Genomic DNA, 22,189 nt, shown 5'->3' with positions numbered 1-22,189 from the left:
TAGAGGAGGAGTCTGCCCATGCCGGGTAAAAGCCTAGAGAACATGCACGTAGCGGTCTTGGCGGGCGGTCATTCCGCTGAGCGCGAGATCTCGCTCAATTCGGGAAAGAACGTCGTGGTTGCCTTGAAGGAGGCCGGCTACACTTCGGTGGAGCTGCTCGACACGGCTGCCGATGATTTTATGGTAACCATGGCGACCGGCGGCTTTGACGTGGCGTTTATCGCCATGCACGGTGCCGGCGGCGAGGATGGCGCCATGCAGGGCGCCATGGAGACCCTGGGTATCCCCTACACGGCCTCGGGCGTGCTTGCCAGCGCCTGCGGTGCCGACAAGGAGGTCTCTAAGCTCCTGTACGCCAAGGCGGGCATTCCCATTGCCCCCGGCCTCGCGCTCGAGGTGGGCGATGAAGTCGATATCGATCATATCGTCGAGGTTTGTGGCGAGCGCTGCTTTGTGAAGCCGGCCGTCAACGGTTCCAGCTATGGCATTTCCCTGGTCCATGAGCCCTCCGAGCTGCCCGCGGCAATCGCCAAGGCGTTTGCGTACGGCGACAAAGTGCTGGTCGAGAAGTGCATCGAGGGTACCGAGATCACCGTCGGTGTGTACGGCGAGGACGACGTGCGCGCTCTGCCGATTGTCGAGATTCGCAAACCCGAGGACTGCGAGTTCTACGATCTGGACGTGAAATATGTCGACCCTACGGACATCCATCGCATTCCGGCGCAGATTTCACCCGAGAATTACGCTCGCGCTCAGGAGCTTGCCTGTGCTGCTCACAAGGCCCTCGGTTGCCTGGGTATCTCGCGCAGCGACTTTATCGTGAGTGAGGACGGCCCCGTTATCCTCGAGACCAATACCATTCCCGGCATGACCGATACGTCGCTGTATCCGGATGAGATTCGCCACACCGACGACATGACGTTCCCGCAAGTCTGTGACAGCCTGATCCGTATGGGCCTTCGTCGAGCGGGCATTGCATGCTAATCGAGGACGCGGTTTCGTCAGGAACGCCGCAGTTTGTCATCGACTCCTATGCCACGCTTGCCGAGCGCGCCAAAACACAGTCATTCGGCCTTATCGAGGAAGATGTGATCGTCCTCGATACCGAGACCACGGGTCTTTCGGTGCAGGACAATGAGCTGATCGAGATCTCGGCGGCCCGTCTTTCGGGCCGCGAGATCGTCGACCGCTTCGATACCTTCGTGCATCCCAAGCAGCTGATTCCCGCCGAGATTACCGAGCTCACGAGCATTACAAATGCCGATGTGGCAGATGCCCCGTCGGCCGTTGAGGCCGTAGCCGCTCTCGCCGATTTTGTCGGTGGTTGCCCGGTAATCGCACATAACGCCACGTTCGACCGCTCGTTTATCGAGTCGGTCAAAGGCGGCGTCAGCGTGAGCGATATTTGGATCGATTCGCTGGCGCTGTCGCGCATCGCGCTTCCGCGCCTGGCCTCGCACAAGCTGTCTTTTATGGCCGATCTGTTTGGCTGTGACTCGGTATCACACCGTGCCAATGCCGACGTCGACGCCCTGTGTGGCGTATGGCGCGTGTTGCTCGTGGCGCTCACCGACTTGCCTCAGGGCCTCATGGCGCGCCTAGCCGACATGCATCCGGATGTGCCTTGGTCCTATCGTCCTATCTTCTCATTCTTGGCAGGGCAGAACCCTGGTTCTATCTTCTCTCTCAGCGCCGCTCGTGCTGACGTTCTCAAGGCCGATCGCGCCGACGATCGGGTGGACGCCGACGAACTGCCGGTCCTCAAGATGCCGAGTCGTGAGGAGATTGAGGCAGACTATGCGCCGGGTGGCCTGGTCAATCGCATGTATCCCACCTACGAGCCGCGTGATGAGCAGATCGCGATGGCGCTCGAGGTCCGCGATGCGCTCGTCACGGGTACGCACCGTGTAATCGAGGCGGGTACGGGCGTCGGTAAGTCGATGGCCTATCTGGTGCCTTTTGCCGAGGCAGCACGCCGTAACAACATCACGGTTGGTATTGCGACCAAATCGAACAATCTTGCCGACCAGCTCATGTACCATGAGCTGCCAAAACTTGCCGAGCAACTGGACGGTGGTCTGTCATTTTGCGCTCTCAAGGGCTATGACCACTATCCGTGCCTGCGCAAGCTTGAGCGCATGAGCCGAGGCCAGGTCGAGATTACCACCAAGCGCGATCCGGCGGACACGCTCACGGCGGTCGCGGTCATTATGGCGTACGTCTGCCAATCAGCCGATGGCGACCTCGACTCGCTCGGCATTCGGTGGCGCAGCGTCAACCGTCCCGACTTTACGACGGCCTCGCGCGAGTGTGCTCGTCGCCTCTGCCCGTTTTTCCCTGACAAATGTTTGGTCCACGGCGCTCGACGTCGTGCGGCGCATGCCGACGTGGTGGTCACCAATCATTCCCTGCTGTTCCGCAATGTCGCGGCCGAGGGCAGGATTTTACCTCCGATTCGTCATTGGGTAATCGACGAGGCCCATTCCATCGAGCGCGAGGCGCGCCGTCAGTGGGCGCGCGTGGTGTCGGCGGACGAATCACGCGTTCTGTTTGAGCGCCTGGGTGGCTCGAGCACCGGCGCGCTAAGCCAGGTTTCCCGTGATTTGGCAACCTCCGAGGGCTCTACGCTCTACCTGGGCCTTACTGCCAAGGCGACGTCGACGGTTGCGCGCGCGAGCATGGCAATCGCCGACGTGTTCGATGGCGTTCGCGAGCTCGGTCGCCGTGCCCGTGGGGGTTATGACAATGCCAATCTATGGATTGGCCCCGAGTTGCGCGAATCTGACGACTGGCATGATTTCTTACAGTCGGCCTACACTGCCATCGACGCATTGGAACAAGCTGACAAGAGCGTCGACGCGCTGGTGCAAGCCGTCGCCGCCGACAAGCCCGAGGTTGTTGTCGACCTGGGCGATATCTCGCGCCGCCTGCACGAGCTGGCCGAGAACCTCAAACTCATCATCGACGGCACCGATGAACACTACGTGTATTCGCTGCAGGTCAATCGCAGGCTGCGTGCCGGCGGAGAGTCAATGACCGCAGAGCGCATCGACATTGGCGAGGCCTTGGCAACCGAGTGGCTGCCCGAGGTTCACACGGCTATCTTTGCCTCGGCGACCATGACGGTGTCCAAAAGCTTTGAACACTTTAACCACGCGGTCGGCCTCGATCGCATTGGTGCTTCAACATCCACATCGCTGCACTTGGACTCGAGCTACGACTTCGATTCGAACATGGCTGTAGTCGTTGCGGGCGATATCCCCGATCCGCGCGATCGTGAGAGCTATCTTACGGCGCTCGAGCGCGTGCTGGTCGACGCCCATCTTGCCATGGGCGGATCGGTGCTCACGCTGTTCACCAATCGGCGCGACATGGAAGACCTGTACGCCCGCGTTGAGCCCAAAATGGCCCGTGCGGGTCTGGAGCTCAACTGCCAGCAGCGCAACTCATCTCCTCGTCGCCTGCGCGACCGGTTTATCAACGAGCCGACCTCGTCGCTTTTTGCTCTTAAGGCCTTCTGGGAGGGATTCGACGCCAGCGGCGAGACGCTGCGCTGCGTCATCATTCCCAAGCTGCCGTTCTCGAGCCCCACGGACCCGCTCTCGTGCGAGCGCAACCTGCGCGAAGACCGCGCTTGGGCGCGCTATTCGCTGCCCGAGGCGGTGCTCGAGGTCAAGCAGGCGGCCGGCCGCCTTATCCGCTCGTCGACCGATTGCGGCGTGCTGATTCTGGCCGACCCGCGCCTGGTGACGAAGGGCTACGGAAAGAAGTTCTTAACGTCGCTGCCCACGAGCTCCTACCAGCGCATCGAATCGGCGCAGATCGGGCACTATCTGCAACTGTGGCGCACACGTCACGAGCGGCGGTGCTAAAGCGGACAGACGAGGGTTTTTGCCATATCGCACAGACGCTTTGACAGGGCGGGGTCATCCAAGATGCGGATGGCTCCGCCCGCTGCGATTATCTGGCTCAGTAGCCAACGCTCGGAGCCGTAATGCACGATCACTGTTGCCGCACCTGCCCCGTTTGGCTCGATCGACATAATACCTGCCCAGTCTAGACGCTCTGCCATGTCGAGCGGCATGAGGAGCTTTGCGCTCTGCTCCGCTTGGGAGAGGGAGTCGTGAAGGGATGCGGTCGAAGGCGCGTGGCGCTCGACGGAATCCTCGGTGAGGGAAAGACCTTCGATTTTGTCCATGCGGTAGGAACGTTGCCCATCAACCTCGATGTCCCAGGCAATCAGGTAGGTCTGATCGCCATGCGTCGCGATGCGCAAGGGGTCGATGAGGCGCTCGCGCGGCTGTGCATCGTCCATCGAACGATAAGTAATGCGGCAACGAACGCCGTCCTGAATAGCGCTGCTGAGCTGCTGCCAGTGCGATCCGCGGACAACAGTGTCGACGACGCGCTGATTGTAGCCGAGCTCTTCGGGAAGGAGAGCATGTCGAATCCGAGCCGCCGCCTGGGGCTCGATCCCCAGTGATTCAAGTTCATGATTGAGCACGGCGCCTTCGGCGGCACTCAGGCGCAGCGGCAGCACGCGCCCCGCATCGCCGGTAAGGGATATGTGTTCGCCGTTACGCTCGCAGATAATGCGGGCGCCCGACTCGCGATCAGCGAGGGTCGAGACGATATCGAGGATCTCGTCCAGCGAAGCTCCGGAAATGTCGAAGCGGCTGCAAATCTCATTTCTCGTCAGCCCCGCGCTTCCGGCTGCGTAGAGGGCTTCCATGATGTCGATGGCACGCGAGAGTCTCTGCTCGCTGGTGAGTTTACGAGCGGGCATGCTCATGCACCGTCCTTTCGATGAGGTGGTTCCACGCCAGTTTGAGTGCATCGGGGGCAACGGGCCTCATGCCGTCCATGGCATGGGCCATGCAGAATGAGGCGGCGGCGTCAAAGTCGCGCACGTCAACGGTCCAGGTCCATCCTTCTTCGCTGCGTGCAAGATCGCCTCGCCCGCGCGTGAGACCGCTGACCATATCGGCTTGCGACTCGCGCGCGAACGAGAACGTTGCCGCAATGGGCGGTCGGTCGGCAAAATCGAACTCAAAGAACAGGTAATCGTTGAGATTGAAGTCTGCGGGAATGGAGTATGCCTTTGAGGGGCGCCAAGCACGGACGATGCGGTCGCAGCGGAACGTTCTGATGTTGTCGGTGGCATTGTCCAGACCGCAGAAATACGCCGTGCCATCGTGTTCGAACATACCGTAGACGCAGACGGTGCGCTCTTTCTGCTCGCCGCGACCGTTCTGATACAAAAAGCGCAGTGCACAGCGCTCGGCAAAGGCGCTCCAAACCGCATCGACGGTGGGAGAACGGTGAATCGGCGCCTCGTCTGCGGCAGATATGCCGGTGAGATAGGCAATCTTGGACCGGATGTCGGCAAGCGGCGCGGCAAAGGCGGAGGAGCCGGCCGCAAGCGTCTGGTCGATGGCGTCTAGCAAGATGTCGGCATCGTCTGCGGTGATGAGCCCACCTGCCGCAAACGTGTGCTCGCGGTCGATCGTCCACGAGCTTTCCTCGGTCTCTTGCGCGCCGGCGAGGCGAACCTCTTTGATTACGATGCCGCGTTCGAGTAGTTTGTCGCGATCGCGGCGGAACTTGCGCTTATCCGAGTCGATGTTGCCCGAGCCATACCCCAAATCGGAATCCAAGACGATTTGTTCGGTCGTCAACGGCTCGGGAGAACTGTTGAGTACAAAGAAAAGATTGAGGATGCGCTGGGCCGTTTTATCGAAACTGGGTTCCGGCGTTCCCTTTTTGTTAATAGCGGTCGTGTCGCTTGCCGTCATAGAGTCCTCGCATGGGAAGGTGGTTTGCTGCCATGATTTTAGTCCGATATGGAGATTAGGCTATATCCTTGTCCGCTCGGGGCGTTAAGATGGCCCGAATTCGGTCGTTTGCGCTCGCTCGGGGTATACTTTCGACTATATACGGTTCTAATGTGCATGCATTGGGCCTATTTGTCGGATTATGGATGTGGAGCGCACATGGCGAACACCCAGAACTATATCAACCACCTGCTGCAGAACACCGGCATTACGCCGGCATGCAGCGAAGAAGAGCGCTTGGCTGCCGAGGATATCGCTCAGATCTTCCGCAACCACGGCTTTGATCCCGAGGTTCAGGAGTTCAATGCTCCGGCGCCCAGTAGATTGGCATTTGCCGTTACCGGTATTCTTGCGTTTGCCGGCGCCCTGCTGATGGGCATCGGCGGCGGTATCGGCTTGGTCGGCACCTTGCTGGCCGTTGTCGGCGCCGTTCTTTACGTGCTCGAGCGCACGGGCCGCCCTGTAGTCTCGCGCCTGGGCAAGACGGGCGTGAGCCAAAATGTCATCGCCTACCACAAGGCCTCGGGCCCGCTCGCGTCTCCGCGCAACCGCCCGGTGGTCGTTGTCGCACACTACGACTCTCCCCGTGCTGAGCTGCTCGCCCGCGAGCCCTATGCTTCGTATCGTGCGCTCATCGCCAAGCTGTTGCCCGTTGCCACGGTTGCCCCTGCTGCCGTTGCCATCCTGCGTATCCTGCCCCTCCCCGGCGCGCTCAAGGTTCTGCTGTGGATTGTCGCGATCCTCGCTTCCCTCGTTGCACTTGTCAACGCGGCAAACATCATCTCTAACCGCCACATTCTTCCCTATACGTCCGGCGCGGTGTGCAACAAGTCTTCTGTCGCCGCTATGCTCGGCGTTATGGACAACGTTGCTCCCTTCCAGGGCGAAAACGAGTTTCCCGACGATGTTCCGTTCGATACCTATTTTGGGGAGCAGAAACGTCGTGCCGAGGAAATGGCGCGCGCAGCGGCGGAGTATGCCGCGGCCCAGCAGCAAAACGACTACGGCAACACCATCGAGTATGAAGAGCCTACCTACGCCGAGGACGAGTTCGGTCAGCCGATTGCTCCCGACGCTCAAACCGAGCCCGAACAGGGCGAGGCTTTCGACGAGCAGATCGAGGGCTTTGAGGGTGCGTCTGCCGACGAGACGCTGATTGGCGCCATCGTGCCCGAGGATCAGAATCAGGCTGTCCAGGCCGAAGAGTTCAATGACGAGGTTCCCGCTGCCGAGTCGGCGGAGGAACCTGCCGCGGTCGAGCCCGAGCCCAAGCTCTATCGCAACGCCGCCGGCAACATCCGCTTTGGTTCGGATGCCATCCGTGCGCTCGGAATGCTTCCCGAGTCCTGCACGCTCGATTACGAGGAGGGCGAGGAGCCGACGTTTGAGCCCGAGCCTGCCCCCGTTGTCACCGTGGATGATGAGTCTGCCGCGGTTACCGCTGCCGTTGCCGAGCCCGAGGCGGTGTCCGCGATCGATCCCGCGGCAGGACTGGACATTTTGGCTCCCGCCGCGCCGGCGCAAGACGTTGCGGACGAGTCTGACGACGATTGCGTTGAACAGCCGAGGCGCGTGTCTTACGAGAGCGATACTGATTTCTCGGCCGAGATTCCCGCGGCAACGCCCCATGCCGATATTGCATCCGCGTTCTCTTCGATTGGCGCCAGCGCTTCCAACTTCTTTAAGGGTGCGCTTGCAAAGGGCAAGAAATTTGTCGACGATTTCGAGGAGAAGCGCGCTGCCGCACGCGAGACTGCCGAGCAGGAGGCTATCGCTCAGCAGCAGGCAGCCGAGGCGGCACGTGAGCTCGCGGCGCAAGAGTTCGAGCAGAACGAGGCTGTGCAGTCCGCGCCCGTCGGCGCCGCCGAAGCTACAACGTCCTTTGAGTCCCAGCAGCCGGCGTCCGCGGATGTTGTTGAGGCGACGACGTCTTTCGAGGCTCAGCAGCACGTCGATAGCACCATGTCGTTTGATGCCGCGAAGTTCGATTCCACGATAACGTTTGAAAAGCAAGGCACCGCGATTGCCGAGCCCCTTCCTGTTTCCGATGAACAGGGCGACGCGGTGGACGATGACGAGCCTATTGATGCTACCGAAATCCAAGATGCCGCCGAGGACGAGCCCGTCGAGGCCAACTCTGACGAAGAACAATACGCGGCAGCCGAGCAAGATGAGTCGACCGAGGCCGAGCAGGAGGAAGTGCCTGCGGTTTCCGAGGCTCCCGAGACAGATGAGTCGAGGCCTTACTCCACGCAGATTTTCACCATGCCGACCCCGAGTGGTTCCGGTGCCACGGTTGCCGATGTCGCTCCCACCCAGGACGAAACGGTCGATTCCCTTATGGCCCAGATTTCCTCCCAGGCATCGCCGCGTCCGCAGATGAATGTTCCCGATCCGGCGTCGGCACCGTCGCCTGCACCTTCCTCGTCTCCGCTGGCTTCGGTCCCCGATCCGTCGCTGCCGTCCATGAAGCAGGCAAACGTTGCGTCTCGCACGTCGCTGTTCGACCTTCCCGACCCCTCCGCACAGGTCAACGATCCCTTTGCTACTGCCCAGGGTCCCGAACCCACATCGGCACCCGTTGCGCCTCCTATGCCCGTTGCGTCGGGTGCGCAGCCGATCGAGACCATTTCGGCTCCCGCCCCGGCGGCACCCAAGTCTCGTAAGCGCGGCCTGGGTGGTCTGTTCGGCCGTAAAAAGAAAAACGAGCAGGACAGCATGAGTGACTGGCTGGGCGTCGAAGACGATTACGATGCCAAGAAGTCCGGTCGCGGTATCGGTTCGTGGGATAACTTCGAGGACGATAACGATGGCTGGAAGGGTGGCGCTACGTCTTCCGATGGCGCTTCTTCCGAAGATATGCTCTCGGCTGTCGCCTCTATGGGCGATGATGAGCTGCTCGGTCACGATATCTGGTTTGTGGCAACGGGCGCCTCGGATTGTGATGGCGCCGGCATGAAGGCCTTCTTGGCTTCGCATCGCGATAAGCTCCGCGGCGTATTCTTCATCAATCTTGAATCCGTCGGCGCCGGTAGGCTTTCGGTTGTGACGGTCGAGGGCGAACAACAACTGCTCAAGGGCGATCGCCGCATCATGAACCTGGTCAGCAAGGTCTGCAAGTCGTTCCATGTCGATTGTGGCGCGCTCGAGATGCCCTATGCCAAGACCGATGCCTATGCCGCGCTCGAGGCGAGCCGCCGAGCCCTCACCATCGCCGGCGTGGACGGCACGCGTCTGGCTTGCGCTCGTACCGAGGACGACCTGCCCCACAATGTCAACCCGACGAACATTGCTACGGTATCCGAGGTCGTGACCGAGGTTATCCGCCGTTCGTAGACGGAGCTCTAAGGAGTCAACGTGTTTTCGTATATTAAGCGCCATTGGCCTGTCTACGTGATTTTGACCTTGATTGCCATTGCGTTAGGATTTGGGGCTGCCTACATCGTGGGTGCGAAGGGCTCGACCCCCGCCTCCGCAATCAGCGAAGAGGTGGAGCAAGAACAGAGCACGGGTGCCGATGGGATTCCTGAGTCCGAGCAGGCAATCGTTGATGGTGGATCTTCGTCTGCAGAGTAGATACGGCGATTTAAATGATTGAAAGCGGGCGAGCCGGGGGACTGGCTCGCCCGCTTTTTCATCGTGCTAGCGGTTCTTTGGGATCGACCTAAGGCGAGCGAACCATAGGACTGCGGCACCCGAGGTCAGGAGCGCGGTGATGCAAGCGGCGATGGGAACTGATCCTGTTGCCGGTAGGTCCTGCGGTAGGGTACAGCGTTGAATGACACGGTCCTCGTCATGTGACTCAAGTTTATCGCCGCCGCCGTTGCGGCAAAGATCGACGCGCGCGCTGTTGGTGAGTGCGGTTTGGGGCGTATAAGCCGACGTTGCCTGCATGTGCACGACTGCGCCCCGAGCGTCTGTGCCAGGGATTGCTTTGGCATCGTCAAGGTCGTCGTGCTCATCTTTGAGATCATCGCGGGTCCAAGAATCCGCATCGCTTCGAGTCGTAAAGTCGGCAGCTACCGCACCGTATTCAATTCGAATGCCCGTTACGACGGTATTGGATGCAAGGTCGAGCTCTTCCGCCTCGAGTGTGGTGGATTCCGTGGTCGAGACATCCGCCTTCCAGAGGCGCCAGCCGTCGTAATCGACGAGGCGACAATCCTCACCAAGGCTCTCTTTTACTTCGTCGGACTCAAGCCAAGGATTTTCGTGCCCATCGTCAAGTGTCGCGTTCGCCGGTTCATCGACGTCTGTCGAGTCCAACGGCGTCGTGCGATACCACACGTTGCACAGACCGTTGAGGTCGCCGATGGCGACGGGGGTTTCGATTGAGATGAATCTCGCCGTGCCGTCTTTGGCGCACTCAAGATCATCGGTAATCGTAAACTCATCAACCCAAGTAGCGGAATCGTTTCGAGCATCGATGGTATAGGAGAAAAGCCCATCACTATTGGTTTGCGTCGTAGTGCGGTTTTTACCATCGCCGTTAGCCAACAGGCCCTTTTCGATAGGTTGGACAAGTTCCTGACGCTTGTCGACCTGCCCCTTGATCTCGATGGGCGCATCCTTCATCGCGACGGATTGGACTTCTCCCGTATCTTTTATTTCAAACGTTATCTCCTCGGCAAGGTCATAGGTCCGCGGAGACATCATTTCGCGCAACGAGTAGGTGCCGGGTGCAAGATGTTCGACGCGGTGCGGCTTGTCGGATGAGGTCCAGGAGTCTATTTCGGTTTTATCGGGACCATATAAGGTGAGCTGTGCGCCTTCCACTTCCTGCTCACCGCTTGCATCGACCTTGGGGATATCAACCTTGGTGTAATCGTCGGATACGTTAAGCCGTGCTTCTACAACGGGTGTTTTCTGGTCGGCATAAGTAAGGTCGACAATATGGGATGTCCGATCGAGTAAGAAGCCTGCCGGCGCTTGAGTCTCGACAACCTCGTAGCGTGCGGTGCCAGATCCCAGCGGGAGGTCGTCCGCGCGTGCTTCTCCAGTTTCATCCGTCGTGACGGTAGCGACAGTCTCACCGTCGAGCGCGGCAATGCTACCGTCGGGGCGCACGATATCACCCGAGGCACGGATCTCAAAGACGGCGCCCGCGAGGTTGCTGCCGTCTACGGCATCGGTTTTAACGATCCTGATATTTCCGGTCGCGGCGCGGTCATAATACGAGGCGATTGCAACGGGCGTTAGGTTCATGTCGGCGGGTATGTTTACCTCGATTTCTTCGCTGACAAGATAGGGCTCTTTGGCCGAGGTTTCGCGTACATAATAGGTGCCCGGCACGAGCGATTCTGGCAGTGTGACGGTCCCGGTCGCGTCAGTCGTAAAGGTGTCCATTACGTTATGTGCTGGATACCAGCAAGTTTGTGAGACAGGTTCGTGATTGCTGTCGAGGAGTTGGAAGGTGAATCCGGCTAGGGGAACAGAAGCGCCTGTTTGGGCATCGCGTTTTACAATCTGGAGATGCGTCGACAGAGCGTGGTTGTCCACGATATATTGAAGCTCGGCGCCGTCGGAAATCTGATTTGCCCCGACGGTCCATTCCCCTGCACGTTTAAAACCCTCGGGGACGGTTTCCGGAACCTCACGAACCGTGTAGCCGGCACGGTCGTATGGGACGGCTCCGTGGACACCGGCGGGTCGCTTGCCTGTGCCGAACCATGCTTCGGGCTGATCTTCGGTGGAGGCAAAGCCATAGATGTTTGTGGTCAGTGTGCCAACAACCTGCTGAGAGCTGTTGCTGACAACCTCAAAGACAACACCACCCGCCGGCTGCTCCAGGCCGGATTGGTCGCTATTGCCGTAATCCTTGAATTTGGAAATCTCAAGGTTAAACGCAATGGGGATATCGGAAACGCGAGATTCGATCTCGACCACGCCTGAATCGCCGAGCTGGTCGGCTCCAACGGTATAGGTCCAGCTGTCGTTGGATGGCAGGTAGCCCTCGGGGGCTTTTGATTCGTAGATGGTAAAGGTTCCTAAGGGGACATCGGCGAGGGTGGCCCGACCGCTTTCGTCGGTCGTGAGGATTTGTGCCCATCCAGGGGTTGATTGCGACACACACGTGAACTCTGCTCCTGCGAGCGAAGCTCCCACCTGGTGGCCGGCATTCGTCGCGGCATCGAGTTTTACGATACGCAGGTTGATGGTGCCGGGCTGTTCATCAATGGCGACCCGCCCGCCGTCATTCCCCGTGGTAAAGGCAATACGATCGTGGCGGGGGACATAGCCGGCCGGCGCCTTCGTTTCAACTAGGTAGTATGCCGTGTTGGGCAGAAGTGTTGCTTGCGCTCGACCGTTGCTGTCCATCTGGACGGTGCCGACATGCGCGCCGCTGGCGCTCTCAAAAATATCGAATGTTGCCCCGTCAAACTGATAAGTATTGTTTCCGCTGGTAATGGCGGCGTTTGCAGACTGTTTTTTGAAGGAAACAGAGACTGCCGGCAGTACATAGAGCATGTCTTGACGTTTGCTGCCGCCCGATACGGCTCCTAGATAGCGCCGCGCGCGGTGCGGAGCGGCTTTGATGCTTCCTGATTTTGCGTTGTCGTGGAGCCACCGCGCAGCCGCCACGACTTCATTGTCGGCGGTAAAGTGCCCGCTCTTGGTTTTGCCCTGAGCGGTCGTGTAGGAATAGGTACCGTCGACATGGGTAGTGCCGTTGAGTATCCATACGGAAGCTGGGTTGCGGCGCGGGCGCGATCGGGTGAAAGATGGTAACCGCCAAACGACGTGGCGGTAGGATATCCGTGACAAACGATTGCCGCGAACTCGTCGTCGAGCCACACCCAGCCTTGATCAAAGTTGAGCCATGGGCCGCCCGGCTTGGTGGGGCCGGGGCGCTCCTGGTTCATGCAGTAGGCAATCGAGGCGTCTTGAGCTTCATACTTGCCGATGAAGAAGGGCCCACAATCATCGCTAATAGTGCGGAAGCCGAGTTGGTCGTAGCCATCGACGGCAAATGCGGCTCTCGGTGCCAGGCAGCCGAAAAGCAGGAAGAGGAGCAGGAGCAGCGGACCTGTTGCGATTGCGCTGTGGACAGAGTGCGTGGGTGCGTTGGACATGGCTGCTCCTTATCCCTCGTGCGCCGCATGGGGAGGCTGCGACGCGTAGGATGAGGCTACCCCCGAGGTTCATGCGGGTAAGTACCGGAGCCTGACCAAAAGCTTGCCCAATTCCTGACAAATTGAGCTCAAATACAACAATCAAGCAAAAGCGCAGGTAGAAGATAGGGAGAACAGGAGGTCAAAGGTCCTCATCTCCACAATTGACGCGATTTTCAAACGAATCTCCACAGCTAAAACAAGCATCGCCACCCTTGTATCGAACAAGACAACCGCGTTATACTAGCCAACACACAAGCGGGCATCGCCAAGTGGTAAGGCATCAGCTTCCCAAGCTGACACTCGCGGGTTCGAGTCCCGTTGCCCGCTCCAGTAAAAAGCACAAGCACGGCAGCGTTACGTTGCCGTGCTTTTTACTACCAAGCGCCGGGACTCGAACCCGCCAGGGTGCGAGCGTTAAGCAAACGCGAAGCGTTTGTAGCGAGCAGGCGAAGGCGCCGACAGGCGCCTGAAGCCGGTGCGGATTTGCGAAGCAAATACGCGGACGTCCCGTTGTCCGCTCCATGGAGCACAGAAGACCTCGGGACGGCCAATTCAACAAAGTCTTCCCCATCGTCACCGTGAATCCGAGGGGATCGACCGCAGCCGGTGCGTATTTGCGAAGCAAATGCGCGGACGTCCCCATGCTCGCTCCAATTCCAAAATGTTAGGTTAATGCCTGCTGCCCATACTTGCACCTGCGCACGGTACAATGGTTGGGTTACGACCAACGTGCCAATAACCAAAAAGGAGCCGCTATGATCGATCGCTATACCCGCCCGGAGATGGGACACATCTTCTCCCTCGAGAACAAGTACGCCATTTGGCAGGAGATCGAGGTTCTGGCCTGCGAGGCCCAGGCGGAGCTCGGCAAGATCGGTATTTCCAAAGACGAGGCCCAGTGGATCCGCGACCATGCCAACTTTGAGAAGGCGAAGGTCGATGAGATCGAGGAAGTCACGCGCCACGACGTCATTGCCTTCCTGACCAACATGAAGGAATACATCGATGCCGATGTTCCCGAGGGCGACCCCAAGCCCAGCCGCTGGGTTCACTATGGCATGACCAGCTCGGATCTGGGCGACACGGCCCTGTGCTACCAGCTCACCCAGGCCTGCGACCTGATCATCGAGGACGTCAAGAAGCTCGGCGAGATCTGCAAGCGTCGCGCCTTTGAGGAGCGCAACACACTCTGTGCCGGCCGCACTCATGGCATCCACGCCGAGCCGATGACCTTCGGCATGAAGTTTGGCTCTTGGGCCTGGGAGCTCAAGCGCGATCTGGATCGTCTTGAGGACGCCCGCAAGAATGTTGCCTTTGGTGCCATCTCGGGCGCTGTCGGCACCTACAGCTCCATCGAGCCGTTTGTCGAGGAATATGTCTGCGAGCACCTGGGCCTGGTTCACGACCCGCTGTCCACGCAGGTTATTAGCCGCGATCATCACGCCTACCTCGCCGGCGTTCTCGCCACCACCGCGGCCACCTGTGAGCGCATCGCTACCGAGGTTCGCAATCTGCAGAAGACCGATACACTCGAGGCCGAGGAACCGTTCCGTAAGGGTCAAAAGGGCAGCTCCGCCATGCCGCACAAGCGCAACCCCATCACCATGGAGAAGGTCTGCGGCCTGTCGCGCGTCGTGAAGGCCAACGCGCAGGTTGCCTTTGACAACGTCGCCCTGTGGCACGAGCGTGACATTTCGCACTCCTCTGCCGAGCGCGTCGCCCAGGCCGACAGCTTCATCGCCCTCGACCACATGTTCCAGTGCCTCATTCGCGTTATCGACGGCCTGCAGCTGTACCCTGCCCGCATGATGGCCAACCTCAATAAAACCCGCGGCCTCATCTTCTCCTCCAAGGTGCTGCTCGCCCTCGTCGACACGGGCATCACCCGCGAGGACGCGTACGCCATTGTGCAGGAGAACGCCATGGCAACCTGGCACGAGGTACAGGATTGTGTCTCCGGCCCCACCTTTAAGGAACGTCTCGAGGCCGACCCGCGCTGCACCGTCAGCCAGGAGAAGCTCGACGAGATCTTTGATCCATGGGACTTCCTCACTCGTATCGACACAGTCTTTGATCGTCTGGAGCAGCTGAGCTTCGAGTAGGTTCGGGCATAACGTTAGCTTTTTAGGGCGCTTTGCTGGTAATGTGTGTTGCCGGCAAAGCGCCTCGTTGCATTTAGGGAAAGACGGGGATAATAGTCGTCTCGAATAACATTCTGAGAGGGGATCGCATGATTTCGTTTGATTACAAGCCTCAGGGCGTGTGTGCTCGCAATATTCACCTTGACCTTTCCGATGACGGCAACAAGGTGATGGGCGTTGAGTTTACCGGCGGCTGCGATGGCAATCTCAAGGCTATCTCCAAGCTGGTCGAGGGCGCTCCTGCCGATCGCGTAATCGAGGTTCTCGCCGGTAATACCTGCGGTATGAAAAAGACCTCCTGCGCCGACCAGCTTACACGCGCTATCGAGGCCGCTCGCGCCGAGATCGCCTAATGGGTATCGCCGATCACATCAAGAACGGAATATCGCGTCGCGGCTTTGTACTCGGTGGGGCTGCCGCGGGCGCTGCCACGGTGCTTGCCGGATGCTCGAAAAAAACGGGCACCAGCGATGATGCCGCCGGCGAGCCGCAGGTTATCAAGGATGATTCCAAAATCATCTCGATTACGGATGAGTACGAGGCAGTCGACATCGATCTTGAGCCGGCGGCGTCATGGACGCTGCCTCTGGGTACGCTGCTGTACTACTGCGACGGCGATTACGCCGCGGCGATGATGGCGCCCGCATCGGCACTGCACGCCAACACACTCGGTGTGCTCAGCCTGGGCGATGGCTCGCTTACCACATTAATCGAGGATCCTATCGAGGGCACGGGATATGCATTCTACGATGTCCGTGCCGGCGACAGCGTATTCGCGTGGGTTGAGATGAACTTTGCCAATTCATCGTGGAAGCTCTACGCTCAAAATCTGTCGGGCGCTTCGCTCTCTGGCGATGTGGCTGAGCTCGATCGAGGTGGCAAGGACTATGATCCGCCACTGTTTACGGCGTTCGGGTCATCGGTTATCTGGTATAAAATGCCTTCGTCGGGCGGCAATAAAACGAGTAGTGATTCGTTTTGCTATCGTCGCTCGCTTGATGAATCCAAGGCCGAGGTAATTTGGAAATCGACGGGCCGCTTTGCATCGGCCCCGCGCGCGAGCGACGGCATTTTGACCATCTCGCCTCGTGTCCGCAACGACGAGGGCGTCTACTACGGCATAACGGCAATCGATCTGACCGACGGCAACAACACCAAGCGTGCCCAGCTGGTCCTTCCCTCGTCAGTCTCGCCTTTCGAGGCCGTATATATGGGCGATACCTTCGTGTTTTCTATCGAGGCGACCTATAGCGGTGTGGGCAGCCTGGGCAACATGGGCACGTATATCGGTAATGAGGGAGGGCCGTACCTCTTTCTGTCACGCGAGCCGCTCGCATGTGCGGCTGGCAAGAAGAATAAATACCTTGTTAAGGTACAGACGTCGCATTTCCTGATCGACACCTCTGCCAAGACCTATGGCTCACTGCTGTCGCCCGACCGCGCTTTGGAGTATGGCGATTATCCAGCTACGGCGGGAAAATCGGACTCATTCCTTACGTACGCCACGGTGCGCAACAGCCAGGGTATACCAGAGACGGTCACTGCACGCCTATTCTCTCTTTAAGCTTAGAGGGGTTAAAAAGGCGCCAACAGGGGAATAAACGCGTTGTAATTGTGAGTACCGCCCGCCGAGCTGCCACGTCATAGCGGCATCCGGTGGGCTCAGGTGCGTTAAAATGAGCTTGTTCTTAGCTAATTGAGACAGGGGGGCCGTGTTATGGCTTCAGATGCAAAAAAGATTCTGCTGGTCGAGGATGAGAAGGCAATCCGTGACGCCGTCGCTGCCTATCTCGAGCGCGAAGGCTACTGGGTTGTGGGCGTCGGCGACGGCCAGTCCGCGATCGAGGAGTTCGAGAAGCATCAGTTCGACCTGGTCGTGCTCGACCTTATGCTCCCCAAGATTCCCGGCGAGCGCGTTTGCCGCACCATTCGCGATACCTCGGATGTCCCCATCATCATGCTGACGGCTAAGGGCGAGATCGAGGACCGTATTATCGGTCTTGAGCTCGGCGCCGACGACTATCTGATTAAGCCGTTCTCGCCGCGCGAGCTCGTCGCCCGCGTTCGCGCTCTGTTCCGCCGTGCCCATCAGGCCGACGAGCCCGCCGTCGAGGTGCTCGACTTCGGCGATCTGGTCATCGATATCTCGGGCCACAAGATCTTGGTCGAGGGCAAGGAAGTCGATCTGACGGCTTCCGAGTTTAAGCTGCTCACCACGCTTGCCCGCCATCCCGGCCGTGTGTATAACCGCATGGAGCTGGTCGAGAAAGTGCTCGGGTATGACTTTGAGGGCTATGAGCGCACCATCGATAGCCACGTGAAGAATCTTCGCGCCAAGCTGGGCGATGATCCCAAGAAGCCCAAGTGGCTCTACACCGTCCATGGTGTCGGCTATCGCTTCGAGGCTCCGGCCAAGACCGATAAGTCGGACGAGAAATAGGGAAATCACATATGACACCTGCGCGCTTTGAAATCGGACAAAAGCACAAGCAGGAGAGCGAGGCGGGTTCCAAGGCTAGTTGGAACACGCCTCGTTCCGATTCACGGCCAACGATGAGCTATCCCTCGCGCATGGCACTTGCTTTTGCTCTGACATCGCTCATGACGGTATTGGTGCTGGTGGGCGTTGTCTCTGTTGTGTGGGGCACGGTCTTTTCGGATTACACACGCTCCAATATCGTCGAAATCGCAAACTCCGCTGCCGAGAAGTTGGCGACCTCATATGAGGAAAACGGCTCTTGGACCGCGGGAGAACTGCGCACGGTCGCAACGTCGAGTTTAGTTTCCGACGATCTGGGCATGCAGGTCGTCAATAAAAAGGGTGTGATCGTTTATGACGATTCCTGGCCCTCGGCAAGCGCCACCGCCGATGTACGCGAAAACCAGGCTACGACCGACGACACGAGCGGCAAGAGGGCATCGCATAGCCCTGTCTCGTCTGCTCCAACCGACTCCGATAGCGTTGCTAACGTCGAGATTGTAACGTCTTCCGGCGAGCATGTCGGACAGGTAAAGCTGTGGGCCATCGGCTCCGACGCTCTGCTCACCAAGGCGGACTCTGCGTTTAGGGAGAAGACCTTTAACGCCATGGCCCTCGCCGCGGTTGTTGCAATCTGCATTTCGGTCGTTATCGGATCGCTCGTGTCGCGCATGCTCACCAAACCGATTCATCGCATCACCAGTACCGCAAAGCAAATCCGTGACGGCGACCTGTCGGCTCGCACGGGGCTGCGCGGCGATGACGAGATCGATCAGCTGGGAGAGACCTTCGACGAGATGGCCACCTCACTCGAAAAGGATATGAAGCACGAAAAGCGCCTGACCTCTGATGTTGCCCACGAGCTGCGCACGCCGCTCATGGCCATGCTGGCAACGGTCGAGGCCATGCAAGACGGTGTGTATCCCACCGACGATGAGCATTTGGAGACCGTTGCTTCCGAGACGCGTCGCCTGGCTCGTCTGGTGCAGCAGATGCTCGACCTATCGCGTATGGAAAACAGCACGGCTCCGCTCAATCTAGAACCGGTGGACATGGTTCCGTTCGTGCGATCGATTGTGAACGGCCAGGAGCGTCTGTTTGCCGACCGTGACCTTCGTCTTCGCTTTGCAGATGAAACCCAAGGGCACGACGATGTCGTCGAGGCCGATCCCGACATGATCACGCAATGTGTTATCAACCTCATGAGCAACGCCATGCGCTACACCCCCGAGGGCGGTTGGGTCGTGGTGTCGGTGCTCAGTGACCGCAGGCACGTCAGCATTGCCGTTTCTGATACCGGTATCGGTATTGCCAAGGACGATCTGTCGCGCATTTTCGGGCGGTTTTGGCGCGCCGATGCCAGCCGCGCCCGCGAAGCTGGCGGCCTGGGCGTCGGCCTCGCCGTGACCAAGCAGATCGTCGAGCGTCACCATGGCTACATATCCGTGGAGTCGGAGCTTGGAAAGGGTACGACTTTTACAATTCATCTGCCCCGCGAGCACACGGCGGACGCGGCATCTACTACAATGGAGCACTAGCTTTTCGCTATTCGGTGAAGGAGGGGCCGTGTCCCTGCCGCTCCGAGTTTGCGAAAACATGCGGGAAAGAACCCGCATTTCTGTCGTATTTAGGTAAGGAGTGACTCACGTGACAACGATGGAGCGTCGTCCGGATTCCCGTGGCAAGGTTCGTGATATTTACGATGCCGGTGAAAACCTGCTGATGGTCGCCACCGACCGCATTTCTGCGTTCGACTTCATTCTTCCCGACGAGATTCCGTTTAAGGGAGAGGTGCTCAATCGCATCTCGGCATTCTGGTTCGATAAGTTTGCCGACATCGTCCCCAACCATCTCGTTTCCATCGACCCGGCGGATTTCCCCGAGGAGTTTGCTGAGTATCGTGACTACCTCGCTGGCCGCGCCATGCTGGTTAAGAAGGCCCAGACGATTCCTATCGAGTGCATCGTCCGCGGCTATCTGACCGGTTCGGGCAAGAAGACCTATGACGAGAACGGCACCGTCTGCGGCATTCAGCTGCCCGAGGGTCTGACCGAGGCCTCAAAGCTTCCCGAGCCGCTGTTCACGCCGTCCACGAAGGCCGAGATCGGCGACCACGACGAGAATATCTCGTTTGAGCGTTGCTGCGAGATCGTGGGTGAGGACATCGCCGCGCAGATTCGCGACCTGTCCCTCAGGATCTACAAGGCCGCTGCCGAGTACGCCGCGACCCGTGGCATCATCATTGCTGACACCAAGTTCGAGTTTGGTGTCATCGATGGCAAGGTCACGCTGATCGACGAGTGCCTCACGCCCGACTCCAGCCGTTTCTGGCCTGCTGCCAGCTACGAGGAGGGCAAGATCCAGCCTAGCTACGACAAACAATTCGTCCGCAATTGGCTCAAGGCCAACTGGGATATGACGGGGGAGACCCCGCACCTGCCCGCCGAGGTCATCGATGGCACGTCCGAGCGCTATCGCGAGGCCTTCCGGATCATTACTGGCTCCCAGTTCACAAGCATGAAGGAGAACGCATAAGTGAGTACCCGTAGCGCCACGAACAAGCGCACGCAATCCCACGAAGTTACCGGGGTTGCGCGCAAGTCTGCCGCATCTGCTAAGCCCGCCCGCCAAGCAGCGAGCTCCGTTCGCGTCGTGCCGGCTTCGTCTAAGGCACGCCGCAAAGAGCTCGAGAAGGGCGAGAACCTCGAGGGCCTCTCTAAAGAGGAGAAGCGCGCCCGCAAGGCTAAGCAGCGCGCCAAGGAGGACCGCATCTATACGGTGTCGAATATCCTCCTCAAGCAGGACGAGGACTACACCAAGCGCCGTCGCATCTGGTGGATTGTGCTCGCCATTGGCATGGTGCTCGTCGTGGCAATTTGGGCCTCGCTGTACTTCGCTCCCGCTGGCATGGTGTCCAGCCCTGTCCAGATGGTCGGCATCGTTTTGTCCTATGTCATCATCCTAGGTGACTTTATCTACGACTTCGCTCGTATTCGTCCCTTGCGCAACATGTACCGCGCGCAGGCCGAGGGCATGTCCGAGAACAAGCTCAACGCTCTTATCGAGCGCGCAGCTGCCGAGGAGGACAAGAAGGACTCCAAGAAGAAGTAGCGTTTGCATACATACTTATCGCTAAGATATAAGGCGCGTCGTTTTTGCGGCGCGCCTTTTTACTGTTCTATAGATAGATGGAGTGGCACATGATTCGAGCTGCCCTGACGGTCGAAGAGGCCCTGGAGGGTATGAAGTCCCTGGAGCCCAAGATTAAAAACTATGCGCGCCTGGTTGTCCGCAAGGGCGTAAACGTTAAGCCCGGCCAGGAAGTTGTCGTTCAGTCTCCGGTTGAGTGCGCGCCGTTTGCGCGCGTGGTGGTCGCGGAGGCCTATGCTGCCGGCGCCGGCCACGTGACGGTCATCTGGGCCGATGATGCCGTGACGAGGCTCACGTACGAGCATGTCGAGAAAAGCTATTTTGAGCAGACGCCCGAGTGGAAGCGCCTGCAGCTGGATTCCCTGGCCCAGGACGGTGCCTGCTTTATCTTTATCGAGGGTGCGGACCCCGCCGCCCTTAAGGGCATCGATCCCGCTAAGCCCGCTGCAGCTTCTAAGGCAAAGAACACGCAGTGCAAAGTTTTCCGCCGTGGACTGGATTACAACATCAATCCGTGGTGCATCGCCGGCGCTCCGGTCGTGGCTTGGGCGCGCGAGGTGTTCCCGGGAGACGCCGATGAGGTTGCAATCTATAAGCTGTGGAATGCGATTCTGCACACCGCTCGCGCCGATGGCCAGGACCCAGAGAGCGACTGGGAGCTCCATGACGCCGCATTCGAAAAGAACCTGCGTTTCCTGAACGACAATCGTTTCGACTGCCTGCATTACACCGCGGCAAATGGAACCGATCTGACGATTGGCATGACGAAGGGTCACGAGTGGGCCGGCGGCAAGGGCAAGACGCCCGATGGGCACCCCTTCTTCCCCAACGTTCCCACCGAGGAAGTCTTCACTTCGCCCGATCGCATGCGCGCTGACGGTATCGTGTACTCGGCCATGCCGCTCATCCACCACGGCAATAAAGTCGACGATTTTTGGATTAAGTTCGAGGGCGGCCGCGTGGTGGACTACGACGCCCGCGTGGGCAAGGCAACGCTCGCAAGTATCATCGATACTGACGAGGGAGCTGCTCACCTGGGAGAGGTCGCGCTCATTTCCAAGAACACGCCGATCCGCGAAAGTGGTGTTCTGTTCTACGATACGCTCTATGACGAGAACGCTAGCTGCCATCTCGCGCTAGGTGTCGGTTTCCCCGAATGCATCGAGGGTGGGTACGACATGTCTAAGGAGGAGCTCCTGGAGCATGGTGTTAACGTCTCGAGCACGCACGTCGATTTTATGATCGGCACGGACGACATCGATATTACGGGCATTACGCCTGATGGACGTGAAGTTGTGATTTTCCAGAACGGCCAATGGAGTTGGGAATAGTCCCAGACCGTGGTACAATGCCTCCCGCGGGCCGTTAGCTCAGCTGGCAGAGCAGGGGACTTTTAATCCCAAGGTCCAGGGTTCGAACCCCTGACGGCCCACCATAGAATAGAAAAGCGACTGGCGGATGCCGGCCGCT

Annotated in this window: 16 protein-coding genes and 2 tRNA genes; 14 read left to right on the top strand and 4 right to left on the bottom strand. The window is 59.1% G+C overall.

All coding sequences use genetic code 11. The features are described from left to right. The first annotated feature begins 18 nt into the window (after positions 1–18). Both I2D41_RS04675 and I2D41_RS04670 read left to right on the top strand, forming a co-directional pair. On the top strand, positions 19–984 hold the full coding sequence (locus I2D41_RS04675) for a D-alanine--D-alanine ligase family protein (protein WP_117746860.1): 966 nt from the start codon (positions 19–21) through the stop codon (positions 982–984). Further along, positions 978–3,872, top strand: a complete 2,895-nt coding sequence (locus tag I2D41_RS04670) for a helicase C-terminal domain-containing protein (protein ID WP_195363700.1) — start codon at positions 978–980, stop codon at positions 3,870–3,872. The genes I2D41_RS04675 and I2D41_RS04670 overlap by 7 nt, the downstream gene beginning before the upstream one ends. Here I2D41_RS04670 and I2D41_RS04665 read toward each other — a convergent pair. Together I2D41_RS04665 and I2D41_RS04660 are read right to left on the bottom strand one after the other, a co-directional pair. Then, positions 3,869–4,786, bottom strand: coding sequence for a helix-turn-helix transcriptional regulator (locus tag I2D41_RS04665; protein ID WP_195363699.1), 918 nt, complete (start codon positions 4,784–4,786; stop codon positions 3,869–3,871). The genes I2D41_RS04670 and I2D41_RS04665 overlap by 4 nt on opposite strands. Next, positions 4,773–5,795: a helix-turn-helix transcriptional regulator gene (locus I2D41_RS04660; RefSeq protein ID WP_195363698.1), complete on the bottom strand. Its 1,023-nt coding sequence runs from the start codon at positions 5,793–5,795 to the stop codon at positions 4,773–4,775. The genes I2D41_RS04665 and I2D41_RS04660 overlap by 14 nt, the downstream gene beginning before the upstream one ends. A 198-nt stretch (positions 5,796–5,993) precedes the next feature. Between I2D41_RS04660 and I2D41_RS04655 the strand changes: the two genes are divergently transcribed. Next, positions 5,994–9,170, top strand: coding sequence for a hypothetical protein (locus tag I2D41_RS04655; protein WP_195363697.1), 3,177 nt, complete (start codon positions 5,994–5,996; stop codon positions 9,168–9,170). A gap of 21 nt (positions 9,171–9,191) precedes the next feature. After that, positions 9,192–9,410 (top strand): hypothetical protein, encoded by a 219-nt coding sequence (locus tag I2D41_RS04650; protein ID WP_022094153.1) that lies wholly within the window; start codon positions 9,192–9,194, stop codon positions 9,408–9,410. 66 nt (positions 9,411–9,476) lie between these two features. Here I2D41_RS04650 and I2D41_RS04645 read toward each other — a convergent pair whose 3' ends face one another. Together I2D41_RS04645 and I2D41_RS04640 are read right to left on the bottom strand one after the other, a co-directional pair. After that, complete coding sequence (locus I2D41_RS04645; protein ID WP_195363696.1) at positions 9,477–12,302, bottom strand: MSCRAMM family protein; 2,826 nt, start codon at positions 12,300–12,302, stop codon at positions 9,477–9,479. Positions 12,303–12,334: 32 nt separating this feature from the next. Beyond that, the gene (locus I2D41_RS04640) at positions 12,335–12,907 is read right to left on the bottom strand and encodes a thioester domain-containing protein (RefSeq protein ID WP_195363695.1); all 573 of its coding nucleotides are present in this window, start codon (positions 12,905–12,907) and stop codon (positions 12,335–12,337) included. 297 nt (positions 12,908–13,204) lie between these two features. On the opposite strand from I2D41_RS04640, the gene I2D41_RS04635 reads away from it, so the two are divergent. The 10 genes from I2D41_RS04635 to I2D41_RS04590 all read left to right on the top strand — a co-directional run bounded on the left by I2D41_RS04635 (position 13,205) and on the right by I2D41_RS04590 (position 22,154). Further along, positions 13,205–13,279: transfer RNA gene (locus tag I2D41_RS04635), tRNA-Gly, on the top strand. A 425-nt stretch (positions 13,280–13,704) separates the two neighbouring features. Next, the gene (gene purB, locus I2D41_RS04630) at positions 13,705–15,051 is read left to right on the top strand and encodes an adenylosuccinate lyase (RefSeq protein WP_022093797.1); all 1,347 of its coding nucleotides are present in this window, start codon (positions 13,705–13,707) and stop codon (positions 15,049–15,051) included. A gap of 128 nt (positions 15,052–15,179) precedes the next feature. Further along, on the top strand, positions 15,180–15,443 hold the full coding sequence (locus I2D41_RS04625) for a TIGR03905 family TSCPD domain-containing protein (protein ID WP_117848466.1): 264 nt from the start codon (positions 15,180–15,182) through the stop codon (positions 15,441–15,443). After that, positions 15,443–16,654: a twin-arginine translocation signal domain-containing protein gene (locus I2D41_RS04620; RefSeq protein WP_195363694.1), complete on the top strand. Its 1,212-nt coding sequence runs from the start codon at positions 15,443–15,445 to the stop codon at positions 16,652–16,654. Before I2D41_RS04625 ends, I2D41_RS04620 begins: the two co-directional genes overlap by 1 nt. A 153-nt stretch (positions 16,655–16,807) precedes the next feature. Next, complete coding sequence (locus I2D41_RS04615; protein WP_006236208.1) at positions 16,808–17,530, top strand: response regulator transcription factor; 723 nt, start codon at positions 16,808–16,810, stop codon at positions 17,528–17,530. 11 nt (positions 17,531–17,541) lie between these two features. Next, on the top strand, positions 17,542–19,107 hold the full coding sequence (locus tag I2D41_RS04610) for a sensor histidine kinase (RefSeq protein WP_035136482.1): 1,566 nt from the start codon (positions 17,542–17,544) through the stop codon (positions 19,105–19,107). A 118-nt stretch (positions 19,108–19,225) separates the two neighbouring features. Further along, positions 19,226–20,104 carry a phosphoribosylaminoimidazolesuccinocarboxamide synthase gene (locus I2D41_RS04605; protein WP_195363707.1) on the top strand — a complete coding sequence of 293 codons (879 nt, stop codon included), beginning with the start codon at positions 19,226–19,228 and terminating at the stop codon, positions 20,102–20,104. Then, positions 20,105–20,680, top strand: coding sequence for an ABC-2 transporter permease (locus I2D41_RS04600; protein ID WP_022093792.1), 576 nt, complete (start codon positions 20,105–20,107; stop codon positions 20,678–20,680). A gap of 89 nt (positions 20,681–20,769) precedes the next feature. Next, a complete protein-coding gene (locus I2D41_RS04595; RefSeq protein WP_195363693.1) occupies positions 20,770–22,050 on the top strand; it encodes an aminopeptidase in 1,281 nt (426 codons plus the stop codon). 28 nt (positions 22,051–22,078) lie between these two features. Next, positions 22,079–22,154: transfer RNA gene (locus I2D41_RS04590), tRNA-Lys, on the top strand. Positions 22,155–22,189: the final 35 nt, after the last annotated feature.

This window comes from Collinsella aerofaciens, from assembly GCF_015552075.1.
Lineage (GTDB): Bacteria > Actinomycetota > Coriobacteriia > Coriobacteriales > Coriobacteriaceae > Collinsella > Collinsella aerofaciens_Y.
Note: the sequence above shows the minus strand (reverse complement) of the source record. Positions and strands in the feature narration are given on the sequence as shown.